Source organism: Selenomonas sp. ND2010 (assembly GCF_000702005.1).
Classification (GTDB): Bacteria; Bacillota; Negativicutes; order Selenomonadales; family Selenomonadaceae; genus Selenomonas_A.
In genome coordinates, this window is sequence record NZ_JNKI01000014.1 from 1 (window position 1) to 16,806 (window position 16,806).

General features: G+C 48.9%; 17 protein-coding genes and 1 riboswitch. Of the genes, 16 read left to right on the forward strand and 1 reads right to left on the reverse strand.

Annotated features, from left to right (window positions below; translation table 11 throughout):
* The first annotated feature begins 443 nt into the window (after positions 1-443).
* From T504_RS0106550 to T504_RS0106620, 15 genes are all read left to right on the forward strand, one after another.
* Complete coding sequence (locus tag T504_RS0106550) at positions 444-1,160, forward strand: tRNA threonylcarbamoyladenosine dehydratase (protein ID WP_051635243.1); 717 nt, start codon at positions 444-446, stop codon at positions 1,158-1,160.
* Positions 1,157-2,122: an NAD(P)H-dependent glycerol-3-phosphate dehydrogenase gene (locus T504_RS0106555; RefSeq protein ID WP_033170271.1), complete on the forward strand. Its 966-nt coding sequence runs from the start codon at positions 1,157-1,159 to the stop codon at positions 2,120-2,122. Before T504_RS0106550 ends, T504_RS0106555 begins: the two co-directional genes overlap by 4 nt.
* A gap of 184 nt (positions 2,123-2,306) precedes the next feature.
* Complete coding sequence (locus T504_RS0106560; protein WP_033170272.1) at positions 2,307-2,801, forward strand: CarD family transcriptional regulator; 495 nt, start codon at positions 2,307-2,309, stop codon at positions 2,799-2,801.
* A gap of 199 nt (positions 2,802-3,000) precedes the next feature.
* Entirely contained in the window at positions 3,001-4,149 is a 1,149-nt protein-coding gene (locus T504_RS0106565; protein WP_033170273.1) for a PIN/TRAM domain-containing protein, read from the forward strand.
* Positions 4,150-4,228: 79 nt separating this feature from the next.
* Positions 4,229-5,002 (forward strand): 2-C-methyl-D-erythritol 4-phosphate cytidylyltransferase, encoded by a 774-nt coding sequence (gene ispD / locus T504_RS0106570; RefSeq protein WP_033170274.1) that lies wholly within the window; start codon positions 4,229-4,231, stop codon positions 5,000-5,002.
* Positions 5,002-5,478, forward strand: coding sequence for a 2-C-methyl-D-erythritol 2,4-cyclodiphosphate synthase (gene ispF, locus T504_RS0106575; protein ID WP_033170275.1), 477 nt, complete (start codon positions 5,002-5,004; stop codon positions 5,476-5,478). The genes ispD and ispF overlap by 1 nt, the downstream gene beginning before the upstream one ends.
* Positions 5,479-5,518: 40 nt before the next feature.
* Positions 5,519-6,949 (forward strand): cysteine--tRNA ligase, encoded by a 1,431-nt coding sequence (gene cysS, locus T504_RS0106580; RefSeq protein WP_033170276.1) that lies wholly within the window; start codon positions 5,519-5,521, stop codon positions 6,947-6,949.
* Positions 6,946-7,434, forward strand: a complete 489-nt coding sequence (locus T504_RS0106585) for a Mini-ribonuclease 3 (protein ID WP_033170277.1) — start codon at positions 6,946-6,948, stop codon at positions 7,432-7,434. The genes cysS and T504_RS0106585 overlap by 4 nt, the downstream gene beginning before the upstream one ends.
* A 4-nt stretch (positions 7,435-7,438) precedes the next feature.
* A complete protein-coding gene (gene thyX, locus T504_RS0106590) occupies positions 7,439-8,131 on the forward strand; it encodes an FAD-dependent thymidylate synthase (RefSeq protein WP_033170278.1) in 693 nt (230 codons plus the stop codon).
* Positions 8,132-8,195: 64 nt separating this feature from the next.
* Positions 8,196-9,041, forward strand: a complete 846-nt coding sequence (gene rlmB, locus T504_RS0106595) for a 23S rRNA (guanosine(2251)-2'-O)-methyltransferase RlmB (RefSeq protein WP_081823399.1) — start codon at positions 8,196-8,198, stop codon at positions 9,039-9,041.
* Positions 9,042-9,046: 5 nt separating this feature from the next.
* Positions 9,047-9,577: an NYN domain-containing protein gene (locus T504_RS0106600; RefSeq protein ID WP_033170279.1), complete on the forward strand. Its 531-nt coding sequence runs from the start codon at positions 9,047-9,049 to the stop codon at positions 9,575-9,577.
* Between the two features lie 153 nt (positions 9,578-9,730).
* Positions 9,731-10,480 (forward strand): RNA polymerase sporulation sigma factor SigH, encoded by a 750-nt coding sequence (gene sigH, locus T504_RS0106605; protein WP_033170331.1) that lies wholly within the window; start codon positions 9,731-9,733, stop codon positions 10,478-10,480.
* Positions 10,481-10,563: 83 nt separating this feature from the next.
* A riboswitch (molybdenum cofactor riboswitch) is annotated at positions 10,564-10,693 on the forward strand.
* Complete coding sequence (gene modA, locus T504_RS0106610; RefSeq protein ID WP_033170280.1) at positions 10,689-11,483, forward strand: molybdate ABC transporter substrate-binding protein; 795 nt, start codon at positions 10,689-10,691, stop codon at positions 11,481-11,483. Its footprint overlaps the riboswitch before it by 5 nt.
* A gap of 1 nt (position 11,484) precedes the next feature.
* A complete protein-coding gene (gene modB, locus T504_RS0106615) occupies positions 11,485-12,156 on the forward strand; it encodes a molybdate ABC transporter permease subunit (protein ID WP_033170281.1) in 672 nt (223 codons plus the stop codon).
* Positions 12,147-13,193 carry a sulfate/molybdate ABC transporter ATP-binding protein gene (locus tag T504_RS0106620; RefSeq protein WP_033170282.1) on the forward strand — a complete coding sequence of 349 codons (1,047 nt, stop codon included), beginning with the start codon at positions 12,147-12,149 and terminating at the stop codon, positions 13,191-13,193. The genes modB and T504_RS0106620 overlap by 10 nt, the downstream gene beginning before the upstream one ends.
* 271 nt (positions 13,194-13,464) lie before the next feature.
* Here the strand turns inward: T504_RS0106620 and T504_RS0106625 are convergent, their stop codons facing one another.
* A complete protein-coding gene (locus tag T504_RS0106625; protein ID WP_033170283.1) occupies positions 13,465-14,955 on the reverse strand; it encodes an L-fucose/L-arabinose isomerase family protein in 1,491 nt (496 codons plus the stop codon).
* A 320-nt stretch (positions 14,956-15,275) separates the two neighbouring features.
* On the opposite strand from T504_RS0106625, the gene xylB reads away from it, so the two are divergent.
* On the forward strand, positions 15,276-16,799 hold the full coding sequence (xylB, locus tag T504_RS0106630) for a xylulokinase (RefSeq protein WP_033170284.1): 1,524 nt from the start codon (positions 15,276-15,278) through the stop codon (positions 16,797-16,799).
* Positions 16,800-16,806 lie beyond the last annotated feature (7 nt).

The following is a 16,806-nucleotide window of genomic DNA, read 5'->3' on the forward strand; positions in this document are numbered from 1 at the left end:
GAGGGTGAAGCTCGGGAAACTCGCCACATCCTCAGCCGCCGCTAGGGGCAGTGCCATAAACGAAGCGTTTGATGTTTTCCGTGAAGAACGAAATTTTTATCCTCACCGTTCGTCGAAAAATTGCTACCGTTCAAGCGAAGCGCGTTTTGCAACTTTTTCGATGCTTAATTTAAGATAAAAATTTCGTTTAGGAAAACATCTCCCGCGTAGTGTTGGCACTGCCCCTAGCGGCGGCGAAGAGCTGCTTCGAATGAGGCTCCACTAACCGATAAACTGTAATTTCACAGCCCTTTTTGATCGTATCGATGAGAAAGTTTTGCTGGTGGAAAAACTAGAACAACGGCGTTATAATTATAGTGTTTATTAGAGGACGAGAAAGGATTAATGCGTTGAGTAATTTAGGTAGATTCTCCCGTACGGAACTTTTGCTGGGAGAAGAGGGAATGGAGAAACTGGCAAACAGCACGGTGGCGATTTTTGGCGTCGGCGGTGTTGGTTCTTTTGTTGCCGAAGGTCTGGCCAGAGCGGGTGTTGGGCACTTGGTGTTGATCGATAATGACCTGATTTGTTTGACCAATATCAACCGCCAGATTCATGCTACGTCAAAAACGGTAGGACAGGCAAAGACGCAGGTGATGAAAGAGCGTATATTGGATATCAATCCCAAGGCGGTAGTTGATACCATTGAGGATTTCTACCTGCCGGAAAATGCGGATAAGTTTTTCACACAGCATTATGATTATGTGGTGGATGCTATTGATACGGTTACAGGGAAAATCAACCTGGTCCTGCAGTGCCGGGAGCTGGGGATTCCGATTATCTGCAGCATGGGGGCTGGCAATAAGTTGGACCCGACTAAGTTTGAGGTAACGGATATCTATAAAACTAGTGTGGATCCGCTGGCTCGTGTTATGCGCAAAAAAATGAAAGAAAATCGCGTAAAGAAGCTTAAGGTGGTTTACTCCAAGGAAAAACCGCTGGTGGTCAAGCAGGGCGGCTGTGGTGGCAATTGCATCTGTCCGCCGGGAAGTGCCAATAATTGCGATAAGAAACGGGCGGTTCCTGGCAGCATCTCTTTTGTTCCGTCGGTAGTTGGCATGATTATTGCCGGTGAGGTTGTACGAGATATAACAGGTGCCAAAACGGAGGTATCAGCATGAGGGTAACAGTTTTAGGCTGTGGTCGCTGGGGATCATTTCATGCATGGTATGCAGATTTTATCGGCCATGATGTGATGCTTTGGGGGCGTGAGGGCTCCAGGCATTTGCAGGAATTAAGGGAAACGCATAAAAACGAATACCTGGAGCTGCCGGAATCTGTGGTGTTGACGGATGATTTGCGGGCAGCGGTGGAGTATGCGGATGTCCTTGTGATTTCTATCAGCAGCCAGCAGCTGCGCAGCTTTGGCGCTCAGTTGAAGGCACTGGGGGATCTCGCGGGCAAACGCTTTATCCTTTGCATGAAGGGTCTGGAGATTGGTACGGGCAAACGTCTGTCGGAGGTTTTCCATGAGTCCGTTGGTGCTGAGGTGCCGGTGGCTGTTTGGGTGGGCCCTGGCCATGTGCAGGACTTTATCCGGAAGATTCCCAACTGCATGGTAATCGCTTCGGATAATATGGATTTGACCAAAGAATTGGTCGATTCGTTTTCCAGTTCGCTGATCCGGTTCTATTATGGGGAAGACCTCTTGGGGACAGAGATTGGCGCTGCAGCGAAAAATGTCGTGGGGCTTGCGGCGGGAATGCTGGATGGCTTTGGCTATGGCAGTCTGAAGGGCGCTTTGATGGCTCGTGGTACGCGAGAACTATCCCGGCTCATTGAAAAGATGGGGGGAGATAAAATGACGATTTATGGTCTTTCGCATCTTGGCGATTATGAAGCGACGCTGTTCTCTCCCCATAGCAATAACCGCCGTTTTGGTGAAGACCTTATCATCGGAAAGCCTTTTGCGAAACTGGCGGAGGGTGTGTATACGGTAGAGGCTCTGATGGAGCTCTCACAGAAATATCAGGTAGAGCTTCCGATTTCGGCGACGGTTTATGAAATCGTCCATCATCATAAGGATCCCAAAGAGCAGTTGACCCAACTTTTTTTGCGGCAGACAAAATCGGAACAAGCTTGATTTTTCGTATTTCTAAGATTAATTTCGTCAATTTATGATGTTTATGACATACATCCCTTGACGTTGCTATATTTGTATGCTAAAATACAAGATTTACTTTTGAAAAAATCTGGGAATAATGCTATAATATAGAAGCAGGCAGCGCTTAGGTTGCCACGTCATATTGAATATAGGGGGTGTGTGTTTGCTGCAGGTAGGAGACAAGGTAGTCTATCCGATGCATGGCGCCGGAGTGATTGCTGGAATCGAGAATTGTGAAGTTCTGGGTGAAGGAAAATCGTATTATGTTCTACAGATGCCGCTGGGGAATATGAAGGTGATGATTCCAACCGACAATGTGGATAACATTGGATTGCGTGACGTCATCTCGAGTTCCCAGGTGGATGAGGTTCGGAATGTGCTTGAGGATAAGCCTGAACGGGCCTTGGGAAGCTGGAATAAGCGCTTCCATGAGAATCTTGACCGGATGAAAAGTGGAGATATCCGTGATGTGGCCGCTGTTGCTCGCAATTTGATTTTGCAGGATCAGAGGCGGAAGATTTCCTCTGGGGAACGCCGTCTGTTGGACCTTGCCAAACAAATCCTGGTCAGTGAATTAGTATACGCCTGTCATAAGACTCCGGAGGAAGTCGAAAATTGGCTGGAAGATATTTTATCCCAGAATCGATACAAACATTGATTTCCGCCTGGAAAGAGGGCTGTACCCAATGGTACAGCCCTCTTTTTTGTATGCTTCAAGGGATTGGTACGCTGCCTAGATTGGCGTTTGATTAAGAATCGCCGGGATCGGTACTGTTAGGTTGACAGTACAGGGATAAATTGTCTATACTGATTTTATAGTATCCATAAATATATAAGAAGGAAAGGAGGTGGAAAGTATGTTGGATCGTGTGTTGCGTTTTTTTATCACGTTGTTTATGGCAATCGCTGGCGGCGCACTCTTAAATCTGGCTTCGCCACTTTTGACCTCGTTTATCAGCACGGAAATACTCCAGGCGGATATGGGGTGGATTAAACTCACGGTGGCTGGCTTTGTGTGCATCTTGTTGGGGGCAGTTTTGGGTGGAGTCATCGGTTTTCTGCTGTCGTCGTATTTTATCCATAAGCTTAAGCGTTTTTCGGCTAAGGTGGAAGTACAGCTGAATAAGATGCCGACTCATGATGTGATTGCTGGTGCAGTGGGATTGCTTCTCGGACTTATCTTTGCTAATCTTTTGGGCTATGCCTTTTCAAAAATCCCCGTTGTCGGCGAATATATCCCGGTCATCTTCAGTATCGTATTTGGCTATTTGGGAATCACGATTATGATCCGCAAGCGCAAAGAGCTGGCAGGAGCGTTTGATTTTATCCCGAAATTTATGAAGGCTGTGGCCAAAAATCATGAACCAGCAAAAGAATCTTCGGTGGAAACGGCACCGAAACTAGAAGGAAATACCCAGTATAAACTGCTGGATACCAGCGTTATCATCGATGGCCGCATTGCCGATATCTGTGATACGGGGTTCATCGAAGGAACGCTGCTCATTCCAGTTTTTGTGTTGGAGGAATTGCAGCATATTGCAGATTCTTCGGATGTTCTCAAACGTACGCGAGGTCGTCGCGGATTGGATATCCTTCAGCGCATTCGTCAGGAAACCCGGGTGCGGGTGGAAGTGACCAATGTGGATTTTGAGGATGTTGCCGAAGTAGATTCTAAGCTGGTTCGCCTGGGCCAGCAGGTCGGTGGCAAGATTATCACCAACGATTTTAACCTGAACAAGGTGGCGCAGCTGCGTGGCGTGGAGGTGCTCAATATCAATGAGCTTTCCAATGCGGTCAAGCCGGTGGTTATTCCTGGTGAGAACATGCGGGTGACGGTGGTCAAATCGGGAAAAGAGCCAGGTCAGGGTGTCGCTTATCTTGACGATGGGACGATGATTGTCATTGAAGGCGGTCATCGCTATATGAATGAGATGATTGACGTGGAAGTTACATCGGCCTTGCAGACAGCAGCGGGTCGAATGATTTTTGCAAAACCAAAAAATTGAAGCTATAGCCTTCTCCTAGGATGCGTTTTGCGCGCCAAATGGGAGAAGGCTATCTGAGGCTATATTAGGAGTGATGGGAATGGTCAGTGTCATCTTCCCGGCAGCAGGACAGGGAAAGCGGATGAACGCTGGAGTCAATAAGGTTTTTCTCGAGTTGGCCGATAGGCCGATGCTGATTCGTACCCTGCAGAAATTTTCGGCAGTTCCAGAGGTGGGGGAACTCATCGTAGTGGTAGGTGCCGAAGAAGTAGAGCCGGTGACGAATCTATTGAAGAAATACCCGGAGTTAAAACCCTGGCTGGTGACGGAAGGCGGATCGGAGCGTCAGTATTCCGTCTGGAATGGTTTGAAACAGGTGTCAGCGGAGGCAGATGTCGTTCTGGTTCATGATGCCGCGCGGCCATTGGTAACAGTCAAGACGATTGAAGCGGTCATTGCGGCAGCTAGAGAACATGGCGGTGCAATCGCTGCGGTCCCGGAGAAGAATACCATCAAGGTCGTATCGGAACATGGTGTTGTGAGATCGACGCCAGCTCGTTCGACGCTGTGGGCGGTACAAACTCCCCAGGGCTTTCGCAAGCAGATTTTGCTCGAGGCGAATATCAAGGCGGAGGCAGATGGTTTCCTCGGTACGGATGATGCCAGCCTGGTAGAGCGCTTGGGGCGTCCGGTTCATGTCGTCAGGAGTGAATACAGCAACATCAAGGTGACAACGCCGGAGGATTTGTTGATTGCAGAGGCTTTCCTGCGACAGGAGCAGGGAAGTATGCTGACTGCCGTTCGGTCAGCGGCTAAGTTTGCCAAGGAAACGATGAAGGGAAAACTGCCTCATTGGCAGAAGGAGGAAAAGTGATGACGCGATTTGGAATGGGCTATGATGTTCACCGCCTGGTAGAGGGGCGGAAGCTGATTATTGGCGGGGTGGAAATTCCACATACGCTGGGGCTGCTTGGACATTCGGATGCCGATGTACTGCTGCATGCGGTAGCCGATGCGCTGCTGGGAGCGGCAGCTATGGGAGATATCGGCCGTCACTTTCCCGATACAGATCCGCGGTTTGAGGGGGCTGACAGTATGAAGCTCTTAGCGCATGTCGTGGAACTCTTAACGGAAAAGGGATATAAGGTCGGCAATGTTGATGCGACGATTGTGGCTCAGAAGCCGAAGATGAAGGACTTTATCCCCCAGATGAATGAAAATATTGCACGGGTGCTCGGAGTGGAATCCGACCAGATAAATGTCAAAGCAACTACGGAAGAGAAATTAGGATTTACCGGAACGGAGCAGGGCATTTCTGCTTATGCTGTAGCCGGAATTGAAAAAGCCTGACGCCTAAAACAGCGCCGGTAAGATAGTTGGAGGAAGAAATATGCTGAAAGTCTATAACACCATGTCACGCAGGAAAGAAGAGTTCAAACCGCTCAAAGAGGGCGAAGTGAGCATCTACTGCTGTGGTGTAACGCCGTATAATCATCCGCATATCGGCAATGCGCGCCCCTTTGTTACTTGGGATGTCATTCGCCGTTATTTTGCCCAAAAGGGGTATACTGTCCATTACATCCAGAATTTTACGGATGTGGATGATAAAATCATCAATACGGCCAACAAAGAAGGACTGCAGTGGAGTGATATCTCCGGCCGCTATATCAAGGCCTATTTTGAAGCAATGGATGCGCTCAATGTAAAGCGCGCAGATGTATATCCACGTGTCAGTGAGACCATTCCGGATATCATTGCGATGGTACAGCAGCTTATCGACAATGGTTACGCTTATGCTGTGGATAACGGCGATGTTTTTTACAGTGTAGAGAAATTTGCCGGCTATGGTAAACTCAGTGGCCGCAAATTGGAGGATATGCAGGCGGGGGCTCGTATCGAAGTCGATACGCGGAAACAGCATCCGATGGATTTTGCGCTTTGGAAATCGGCCAAACCAGGCGAACCGAGCTGGGACAGCCCCTGGGGAAAAGGTCGTCCGGGCTGGCACATTGAATGCTCCACGATGTCGCTGAAATATCTCGGCAAGAAATTTGATTTCCATGGTGGCGGAAGTGACTTGATCTTCCCGCATCATGAAAACGAGATTGCACAGTCGCAGGCTTGCCTGGGCGATGAACACAGCTTTGCCCAGTATTGGCTGCACAACGGCTTCATTACGATTCATAACGAAAAGATGTCCAAATCGAAGAATAACTTCTTTACGGTCAAGGACATTCTGAAGGAATATCCAGGCGAAGTGGTTCGTTTCTTCATTCTGCAGACGCATTACCGCAGTCCGTTGGATTTCAGTGACGAACGCCTCAAGGAGGCACAGGTAAGCCTGGGCCGTTTGCAACAGTCCAAAGCCTTTATGGATGAACTTCGGAAGAAAGAAGGCAGCTCGGATACTGCCAAGGATTTGGCTGCAAAAGCCGCACAGTACCGCCAGGATTTCTATGAGGCTATGGATGATGATTTCAACACCGCTTTGGCGATCAGTCAGTTGTTTGGCCTCTCGAAGGACATCAACATCTATTACCAGGAAGTTATGAACAAAGGCGTAGATTACGATGCGGCTGGTTTTGCACGGGTAAGTGAGATTTATCTGGAAATGGCTTCGATTATCGGTATTTTTGAACAGGAAGAGGCAGCTGTCGATGATGGTCTTACCGATAAACTTATGGAACTTATCATTGGCATCCGTCAGGACGCCCGCAAGGAAAAGAATTGGGCGATTGCTGATAAGATTCGCGATGAGCTCAAGGAAGTGGGTATCGTTATCGAAGATACGCCAAATGGGGCACGGTGGAAAAAAGCATGAAGTTTGAACATTTTCAAAAACTCGTCGATATGATGTTTGAACCCGATGGGGATGACGGTATTCTGCAGCGTTACCGTGAGGTGGATGTCAAGCAGCTTAACCCGTTGGTACTCGCTTATGTGGGCGATGCGTATTTCCATCTCTATGTCCGCACCCGACTGCTTTCGTATGAACAGTGCAAGGTGCAGGCACTGCATTCCTTTAGCGCTCAGATTGTATCAGCGGTTTGGCAGGCAAAGGCCTATCGTGGCATCGAAGAAATGCTCACGGAGGAAGAAAAGGGAATCTATCGTCGTGGACGCAATGCCAAAAGTCATGCGCCGCGCAGTGCCAGTGTTGCGGAGTATCATGCAAGTACCGGCTTTGAGGCTCTTTTGGGAAGCCTCTACTTGTCGGAACAGAATGAACGGCTTTATGAATTGGCTGAAGCCTCGTTCCAGGTGATTTCAAAGGCTATGATGAAGGAAATAAGGAGTAAGAAATAAGTTTATGATAAAAGTCAAGTTGTTGGAATATACGCCAAATCCGGAACATGTGGTGGCAATGGCTGCCCGCCTTTGCTATTCTTCGGCTGGGGCGGAAGAGCTGGCCGAGAAAATCAGCGACGAAAAGGCGAAGGAAATGGTACGCAAGATGGTTACGCTGGGCCATGGTTCGACGATTGAGCATGTCACGTTCACCTTTGGTATCGAAGGGGTAAGCCGTGTCCTGACCCATCAATTGGTGCGCCATCGTATCGCTTCTTACGATCAGCAGTCGCAGCGCTATGTTGCGGCGCATGGGTTTGAGTATATTACGCCGCCGACGATTGCGGAAAAGCCGGAGGCTAAGGAAAAGTATGAGGCGCTGTTGGCGGAAATCCGCAAGACTTATGATGAACTCACGGCGATGGGAGTTCCCAAGGAAGATGCCCGTTACGTGTTGGCCAATGCGACCGAGACAAAAATTCTGGTAACGATGAATGCCCGTTCGCTGCTCCATTTCTTCAATCTGCGCTGCTGCAACCGTGCCCAGTGGGAGATTCGTGATATGGCCTACAAGATGCTGGCAGAGGTCAAGAAAGTAGCGCCGACGCTGTTCCACAATGCGGGAGCGAGCTGTGTCAATACCGGGCGCTGCCCGGAGGGGGCTATGACCTGCGGCAAGTTTCAGGAAATGCTGAAACTTCGGGAGAAGGATTGATATGAGAGATTTTCGTGAGAATAAGAAAAAGTCCCTTCACAGTGGGAAAAGCCGTCAGGAACAGATGGAAAGACGTGAACGGGGCAAGCAGCGTGAGAAGCATGTTGGACATCCTGTGCGGTCGTCAGGTGAGCGCCGGGATAATCCGGCCAAGGATCGGGAGCTGCCAGAGGATGTATTGATTGGCCGTAATGCTGTTGCTGAAGCCTTGAAGGCTGGCCGTACCATCAACAAGTTGTTGGTGGCTGATGGCGATCGGGAGGGCTCTATCGGTGAAATCCTGGCGCTCGCAAAGGAGCGCGGAGTTATCACGCAGTTCGTGGATCGCAGTAAGATTGAGTCCGTAGCTGGCGGTTTGCGCCATCAGGGAGTCATGGCTTATGTGGCACCAGTAGCTTATGCAGAACTTGAGGATATCTTGAAGGCAGCTGAGAAAAAGGGCGAGGCGCCGTTTTTGCTGTTGCTGGACGAGCTGGAAGATCCGCACAATCTCGGTGCTTTGCTGCGTACGGCCGATGCGACTGGTGTTCACGGCGTGCTGATTCCCAAACGGCGCAGTGTACCGCTTACGGCAACGGTGGCCAAGACCTCAGCCGGGGCGATTGAATATGTACCTGTGGCTCGTATAGGAAATATAGCCCAGACACTGAAAAAACTCAAAGATAAGGGGTTCTGGGTGGCCGGAGCCGATATGGATGGCAGTCAAAACTATAACGAAGCTGATTTAACTGGGTCTTTAGTCCTGGTGGTAGGCAGCGAAGGCAAGGGGATGAGCCGCCTGACAAAGGAAGCCTGTGACTTTATCGTCAAAATGCCGATGGTGGGGAAAATCAATTCCCTAAACGCATCGGTGGCTGGTTCTATCCTGATGTACGAATCCATGCGTCAGCGTTTGGCAAAGAAAGGCTGATTCTTATGAGCAGGAAAAGGGAGCACTATATCATTGATGGCTATAATGTCATCAATTCCTGGCCGGAACTTATCCGCCTGCGCAAGGATTTATCTGAGGCCAGGGACCAGCTGATTCATCAGCTGGCGGAATATGGAGCATACGAAAAATACGATATCACCATTGTATTCGACGCGATGTTCACTGATGATGAAGAGCATTGCGATCAGGTGAATGCGCATATGAAAATCATCTATACCGGCGAGGGAGAAACTGCCGACAGCCGCATAGAACGGCTGGCGTATGATTCGGTTCGCCAGGGACGAGAGGTTCATGTGGTCACTTCCGATGGAGCCGAGCAAAGTGTGATATTGGGAGCCGGGGCTTACCGGATTCCTTCCTTGGAATTCCGGAAGGCAGTCCGCCGGGCCAAAAAGCAATTGAAGAGGGAATACTTAGGTCATGTTACCCTTCCCGTCACACGATTGGAAGTTGAAGACCGTTTGGATAGCGAGACCGTCAAAAAATTGGATATTTTACGGAAAATGCGTCATTGATGAATTTATGACGAGTTTTATCCTTTTATTGCTAAATAGTAGTCATAAAGTCCTAGAGGATTTCTTGACGATACCAACAAAGAGGGAGTATAATTTCCTTATTAGGGGAGTTATAAATTGAAAACGGGGGTTTTCAGCAAAGGGGAAAGTGCGATGGAAGCAGAACGTACTACAGAACTATTTAGTGATGATTTATATGGGGGATTCGCTAAACTGACAGACGAAGAAATTCTTTTAGCAATCAGAGACAATGACGACAAGGTCGCACTCGATTATCTTATCCATAAGTATCGGAACTTTGTACGTGCCAAGGCTCGGTCCTATTTCTTGATTGGAGCGGACCATGAGGACATCATTCAGGAAGGAATGATTGGTTTTTATAAGGCCATTCGGGATTTCCGTAACGATAAATTGTCCTCGTTCCGAGCATTTGCAGAGCTCTGTGTGACGCGTCAAATTATCACTGCTATCAAGACTGCGACTCGTCAGAAGCATATACCGCTCAATTCGTATATCTCGCTTAATAAGCCGATATACGATGAGGATTCAGACAGAACCCTTCTGGATGTGTTGTCTGGTGCAAAGGCGGCTGACCCAGAAGATCTCGTTATCAGTCGAGAGGAATTTGTTGATATTGAGAAAAAAATGGAAGAAATTCTGTCTGACTTGGAGTGGAAGGTCCTGATGAGCTATCTTGATGGAAAATCCTATCAGGAGATTGCCCAAGAATTGGATCGTCATGTCAAATCGATTGATAATGCGCTTCAGCGTGTAAAACGCAAATTAGAAAAGTACATGGAAAACCGTGGCGATGAGATTGACATCAGTACGGTTTATCGTGGTTTGAGTTCGATTAATCGCCGCTTGCGTGGTGTAAAAGATAATGATGGCTTGAATCATTGAGGTTTTTCGCTCCTGCCTTCGGGTGGGAGCTTTTTGTTTGTTGTGAGATTTGGTATAGTTTTTTTTTCGCCATTATCGTATAATGAATACCGTAACTCCGAGCAAAAGCATCTAAGGTCATGCGCTATGATGCTGCGCCTGGGTAATACCCACAGGGGAGCACAGGAAACCGCGCTCCCTTCCGTTTTGAAAAGGAGGAAAATAACGGATGAAAAAGATTTTGGTATGGATGATGGCCGTGGCCATGACAGTACTGGCAGGATGTGGCAGCCAACAGGCGGGAACATCCTCAGCGACTGCTGGAAACGAAACGATCGAATTGCATGTTTCGGCAGCAGCAAGCTTGACCGATGTTATGAAGGAACTAGCTGCTGCCTACGAAAAGGAGCATCCGAACGTCAAAATTGTATTTAACTTTGGCAGTTCGGGTGCTTTACAGCAGGCAATCGAAAATGGCGGAGAGACGGATTTGTTTTTCTCAGCAGCACAGAAGCAGATGAATGCATTGGAACAAGCTGGCTTGCTGGCTCCAGAAACACGGCGGGATTTGCTCCAAAATGAGGTCGTGCTCATTGTGCCGAAAGATGGGGGCAAAGACCTCAAGGATTTTAAACAGGTAACGGGGAATGAGATTTCGCATATAGCGCTCGGGGAACCCAAAGGGGTGCCCGTTGGCCAGTATTCGGAAGAAGTGTTCAAGAAACTCGGTATTCTCGATGCGGTTAAGGCGAAAGCCGTTTACGGTTCGGACGTACGTCAGGTCCTTTCCTGGGTCGAGAGCGGAGAAGCGGAATGCGGCGTAGTCTATGCGACCGATGCGGCGGTGTCGGATAAGGTGCGGGTAGCGGCCAAAGCACCGGCTGAGACGCATAAGCCGATTATCTATCCGGCGGCAGTTCTCAAGGCAGCAAAGCAGGCCAATGTGGCCAAGGATTTTCTCGCCTTTGCCTCCAGCGGCTTGGGCCGGAAATTGTTTGAAAAATATGGGTTTGAGGTAAAATAATATGGAATTATCACCGCTGATTATTACGCTGGAAACCGCAGGGGTAGCAACAGTGGTGACGTTTTTTGCCGGCATCGGTCTGGCCTGGATGGTGGTGCGCATGAACCACTTCAAAGGTCTGGCTGATGCCATTATTACGTTGCCGATGGTGCTGCCACCTACTGTGGTTGGCTTTTTCTTATTGCTTTTCCTAGGAAAGCGCAGTATGGTGGGGAGATTTTTGTTGCAGTGGGATGTCTCGCTGGTTTTCACCTTTCAGGCGGCTGTCATTGCGGCAATCGTCGTATCTTTGCCACTTATGTATCGGACGGCGCGAGGCGCTTTTGAGCAGTTGGAACCCAATGTCATTTATGCAGCGCAGACGCTGGGCGTATCGGAGTGGCGCATTTTCTGGCAGGTGTTGCTGCCCAATGCCCGCTCGGGAATTTTGGCCGGATTGGTGCTGTCGTTCACGCGTGCCTTGGGTGAATTTGGTGCAACCATTATGTTTGCGGGCAATATCCCAGGGAAGACGCAGACGATGAGTACGGCGATATATGCTGCTGTTCAGGCAAATGACTATGCTTTGGCTTTTGATTGGGCAATGGTAATTGTGTTCTTTTCCCTGTTCTTTGTGGTGTTGATGAATTGGTGGATTGCCCGCAGTGGCAGGGGGGGCTGTCTATGGAATTGATGGTGCGGATAAAGAAGAAGCTCCGCAATTTTACCCTCGATGTCGATTTTGCCGTGAAAGAGGAAGTGTTTGCCCTGCTGGGTGCCTCTGGCTGTGGCAAGAGCATGACCTTAAAGTGCATTGCAGGAATTGAGACTCCGGATAGTGGGGTCATTGTCTTGAATGGGCGTGTGCTGTTTGATAGTGAGCAGAAAATCAATCTGAGCCCACAGAAGCGTCGGATCGGTTATCTGTTTCAAAATTATGCGTTGTTTCCCAACATGACAGTTCGCGATAATATCCGTTTTGCCGCTAGTGGCAATGATGCGGAAAAGCTGCAAAAAGTGCAGGCGAATCTGGAGCGTTTTTCCCTGCTGGATTTGGCGGAAGCTTATCCCGCAGAGCTTTCGGGTGGTCAGCAGCAACGCGTGGCGTTTGCTCGGATTTTAGCGTCTGATGCAGAGCTTTTGCTGTTGGATGAGCCTTTTTCTGCTTTGGATAGTTACTTGAAATGGCAGCTTGAGTTGGAGCTTAGGCAGGTGCTGCAATCCTATGAAGGGACAGCACTGCTGGTTTCTCATGATCGAGGTGAGGTGTATCGTCTGGCAGATAAGGTGGCGGTCATCAATCAGGGAAAGATGGAGAAGGTTCATGAGAAAAAAGCCCTTTTTCAGCGTCCTGAGACATTGGCGGCAGCACTTTTGACCGGTTGCAAAAATGTTTCTGTCGCCAGTCGGATCGATGACCATCACGTTCGGGCCGAGGAGTGGCAGCTGGATCTCATGATAGCCGATTTGCCGGCGAAAGTAAAATATGTTGGGATACGGGCACATTTTTTGGAATTTCGCCAACTGCCGGGGGAAAATACCATTCCGGTCGATATTGTTCAGGTGATTGAGGATACGTTTTCCATGCTGGTTATGGTTCGAAAAGCTGGCAGTGATGGCAAGGCTATCCGTTGTGAGCTGCCCAAGCAGAAATGGCAGCAGTTCCAAGCGGCTGGCGTTGACCTCTACCTATATTTGCCACCAGAAAAAATCATGGTGCTTGCATATTGAGAAAATTGTAGCATTGTTTTAAATATGAGTGTTTTCTTGTAACGTTCGTTCAAGATGAAAGGGGACGGTTGTTCGTGGAATTTGCTATGATTATAATAAACTTGTAATTAAAGACAGGCTAACCTGTTGCAATTACAGTTCGAATAATGATTAATCCCCTTTATCATTATGAGGACTTTCCTGTTTTTTCCCTATAATATTTTTTCCCAACCCCAAAAAAGCAGCTGCGTAGGCAGCTGCTTTTTTTATGGCAGTATGGATTTTCGGGGAATCAGGCAAAGGGATTCTCGTCGGGATAGAGCATGCCTTTGGGCTGATTGAACGCGATATCGGCAATGCCGAGGTATTGGAAGACCGACCAGAGGGATTTTCCAAAGTGACCAAAAGCGACGGCACCATGATGCGGGTAGCGTTTGGCAATGAGTACATGACGATAGAAGCGGCCCATTTCAGGGATGGCGAAAACACCAATACCACCGAAGGAATGTGTCGGAGTAGGCAGAACTTCACCTTCGGCAACATAGGCACGAAGTTTGCCATCCGAGGTGCTTTGCAGACGGAAGAACGTGATGTCGCTGGCGGCAATATCGCCTTCGAGCGTACCGCGAGTGAAATCAGGCGTACCGCCATTTTCGAGCAGACGGTTCTGAATCAGCTGATATTTTACGCCGCCCTTGCGAAGTTTGCAAAGTGGCGTGTTACCGCAGTGGAATCCCATAAAGGTATCTTCGAGTTTGTAGCTGGTAGAAGGCTTGATATCGGATTCATAAAGATCTTTTGGTACGCTGTTGTTGATGTCGAGCAGCGTTACGGCATCGCCGCTGACGCAAAGACCAATGTATTCGCTAAGGGCACCGTAAATGTCGACTTCGCAGGATACGGGGATGCCCTGGGAAACCATGCGGCTGTTGACATAACACGGCTCAAAGCCGAATTCCTTCGGGAAGGCCGGCCAGCATTTATCGGCAAAGGCGACATAATCGCGAGCACCTTTGTGCTCCTTCATCCAATCCTTCAGTGTGAGCTCAAATTGTGCCATGCGTGGCAGCATTTCCGGATAAGGATTGCCTTCATGACCTAGTTCTTTGGCCATCTCTTCAACGATAGCTGTGATTCGCGGATCGTCTTTATGAGCTCGATAGGAAACGAGCAAATCGAGTTCGGAATTTTCCTCGATTTCCACACCGAGGTCATAGAGCGGCTGAATCGGAGCATTGCAGGCGAAGAAGTCCTGCGGGCGTGGGCCGAAGGTGATGATTTTCAGATGGGAAAGACCGATGAGGGTGCGGGCAACCGGCTGGAACTCGGCAATCATCGCAGCGATATCGTCGGCCGTACCTACTGGATATTCCGGAATAAAGGCTTTCAAGTGACGCATGCCCAGATTGTAGGAACAGTTGAGCATGCCGCAATAAGCATCACCACGCCCGTTGATGAGGTCTTTGCCGCTTTCCTCAGCAGCCGATACGTACATAACGGGACCATCAAACTCCTTGGCAATCAGTGTTTCCGGCGTTTCCGGGCCAAAATTGCCGAGGAATACTACCAAGGCGTTGCAGCCAGCATCTTTGGCTTCTTTTACTGCCTCGAGCATATCTGTCTCATTTTCAACGGTTTTCTTTACTTCGTAAAGGGAACCGTATTTTTTGGTATAACTTTCCACAATCGCGTGACGGCGGTTCTCGGAAAGAGAAATAATAAAGCAGTCGCGGCTGACAGAGAGGATGCCGCATTTGACAGTTGGAATGTTGCTCATGGTCATGGTAAACGCTCCTTTATGAAATATTAACACAGATAACTTTTACGTGCGTTCATGTGCACGCTTATCACGATTCCTAGGATAACACCGGAATATCGCATTGTCAATTGTTTTATTTTTATTTATCGTAAAAATAACAAGATTTTCGGAAAAACTACCTATTATAGCCCTAATTTTTTATTAATCATTCACTTTATTAAATTTTTAGAAAAATACAAAATCGTATTGACTCGTATTTTATCTTGTGTTATATTGATTACGAGCTTGAGCGTGCATGAGCACGCAATAGAGACACGAAAGCAAAAAAATGGGGGGCAAAAGCAATGAACTATCTGATTGGCATTGATATTGGTACTTCCGCGACCAAGACGGTGCTTTTTGACGAAACCTGCCGGGTGATACAATCTGCTTCGCAAGAATACCCGCTGTATCAGCCACAGAATGGCTGGGCAGAACAGGAACCATTGGATTGGTACAGTGCAGTGGTGCGTACCGTAAAGAAAGTGGTTCAGGAGTCTGGTGTACCCGCTGAGGCAATCAAGGGGATTGGGCTTTCCGGGCAGATGCATGGCCTGGTTATGTTGAACGAGGCCAATGAGGTCATTCGTCCAGCTATCATTTGGTGTGACCAGCGTACGGGGAAGGAATGTGAGGAAATCACACGCCGTGTGGGGGCAAAACGCCTGATTGAGATTACGGCGAATCCGGCTTTGACTGGCTTTACGGCATCCAAAATCCTCTGGGTCCGTAATCATGAAGCGGATAATTACAAAGCTTGTCGTCATATTCTTTTACCAAAGGATTATGTCAGATTCCGCATGACTGGGGATTATGCAACCGAGGTTTCGGATGCGAGCGGCATGCAGCTTTTGGATGTTCCGAATCGCTGCTGGTCCAAGGAGATCTTGGAGAAGCTCGAGATTGATGAATCGCTTTTGCCAAAAGTTTACGAGTCGCCGGAGGTGACGGGGCATGTATCGGAGGAATTTGCGGAAAAAACTGGCTTGACGACGGCTACCGTAGTAGTAGGTGGTGCTGGAGACAATGCGGCGGCTGCCGTTGGCACAGGTATCGTAGAAGATGGCAGGGCTTTTACGACAATCGGTACCAGTGGCGTAGTGTTTGCACATACTAGTGAGCCGCGTATCGATCCCAAAGGCAGGGTTCATACCTTTTGCTGTGCGGTACCTGGGTGCTGGCATGTTATGGGTGTCACCCAGGCTGCTGGTTTGTCCCTCAAATGGTTCCGGGATACTCTGGCAGAGAAGTACAAAGATGAAGCTGTCCTGAAGGGCGTCGATTCCTACGACCTTATCAATCAGGATGTAGCCAAGGTGCCAATCGGCAGCCGCAGGCTCTTCTATCTTCCGTATCTGATGGGCGAGCGTACGCCGCATCTCAATCCGGATTGCCGGGGTGTATTTTTCGGGCTGTCGGCCATTCATACCAAGGCAGATATGCTGCGTTCGGTTATGGAAGGGGTCAGCTATTCCCTGCTCGATTGTTTCGATGTGTTGAAGGAAATGAAGGTTGACGTCCAAGAAATGATGGCCTGTGGCGGCGGTGGCAAGAGCCGTATTTGGCGGCAGATGTTGGCCGATATGTATGCCTGCGAGGTCAAAACCATCAAAGCGCAGGAAGGTCCAGCTCTTGGCGTAGCCATTTTGGCTGGGGTTGGTGCTGGCTTATTCACGGATGTTCCGACGGCTTGCCGGCAGTTTATCGAGCAGGATACCTGGTGCCAGCCAGAACCATCGGCACATGCTTACTATGAGAAAGGGCATAAGCTTTACCAGAAACTATATAGCCAGCTCAAGGAGTGCTATAGCGAGTTAGCAGTATTATAAGGGAGGA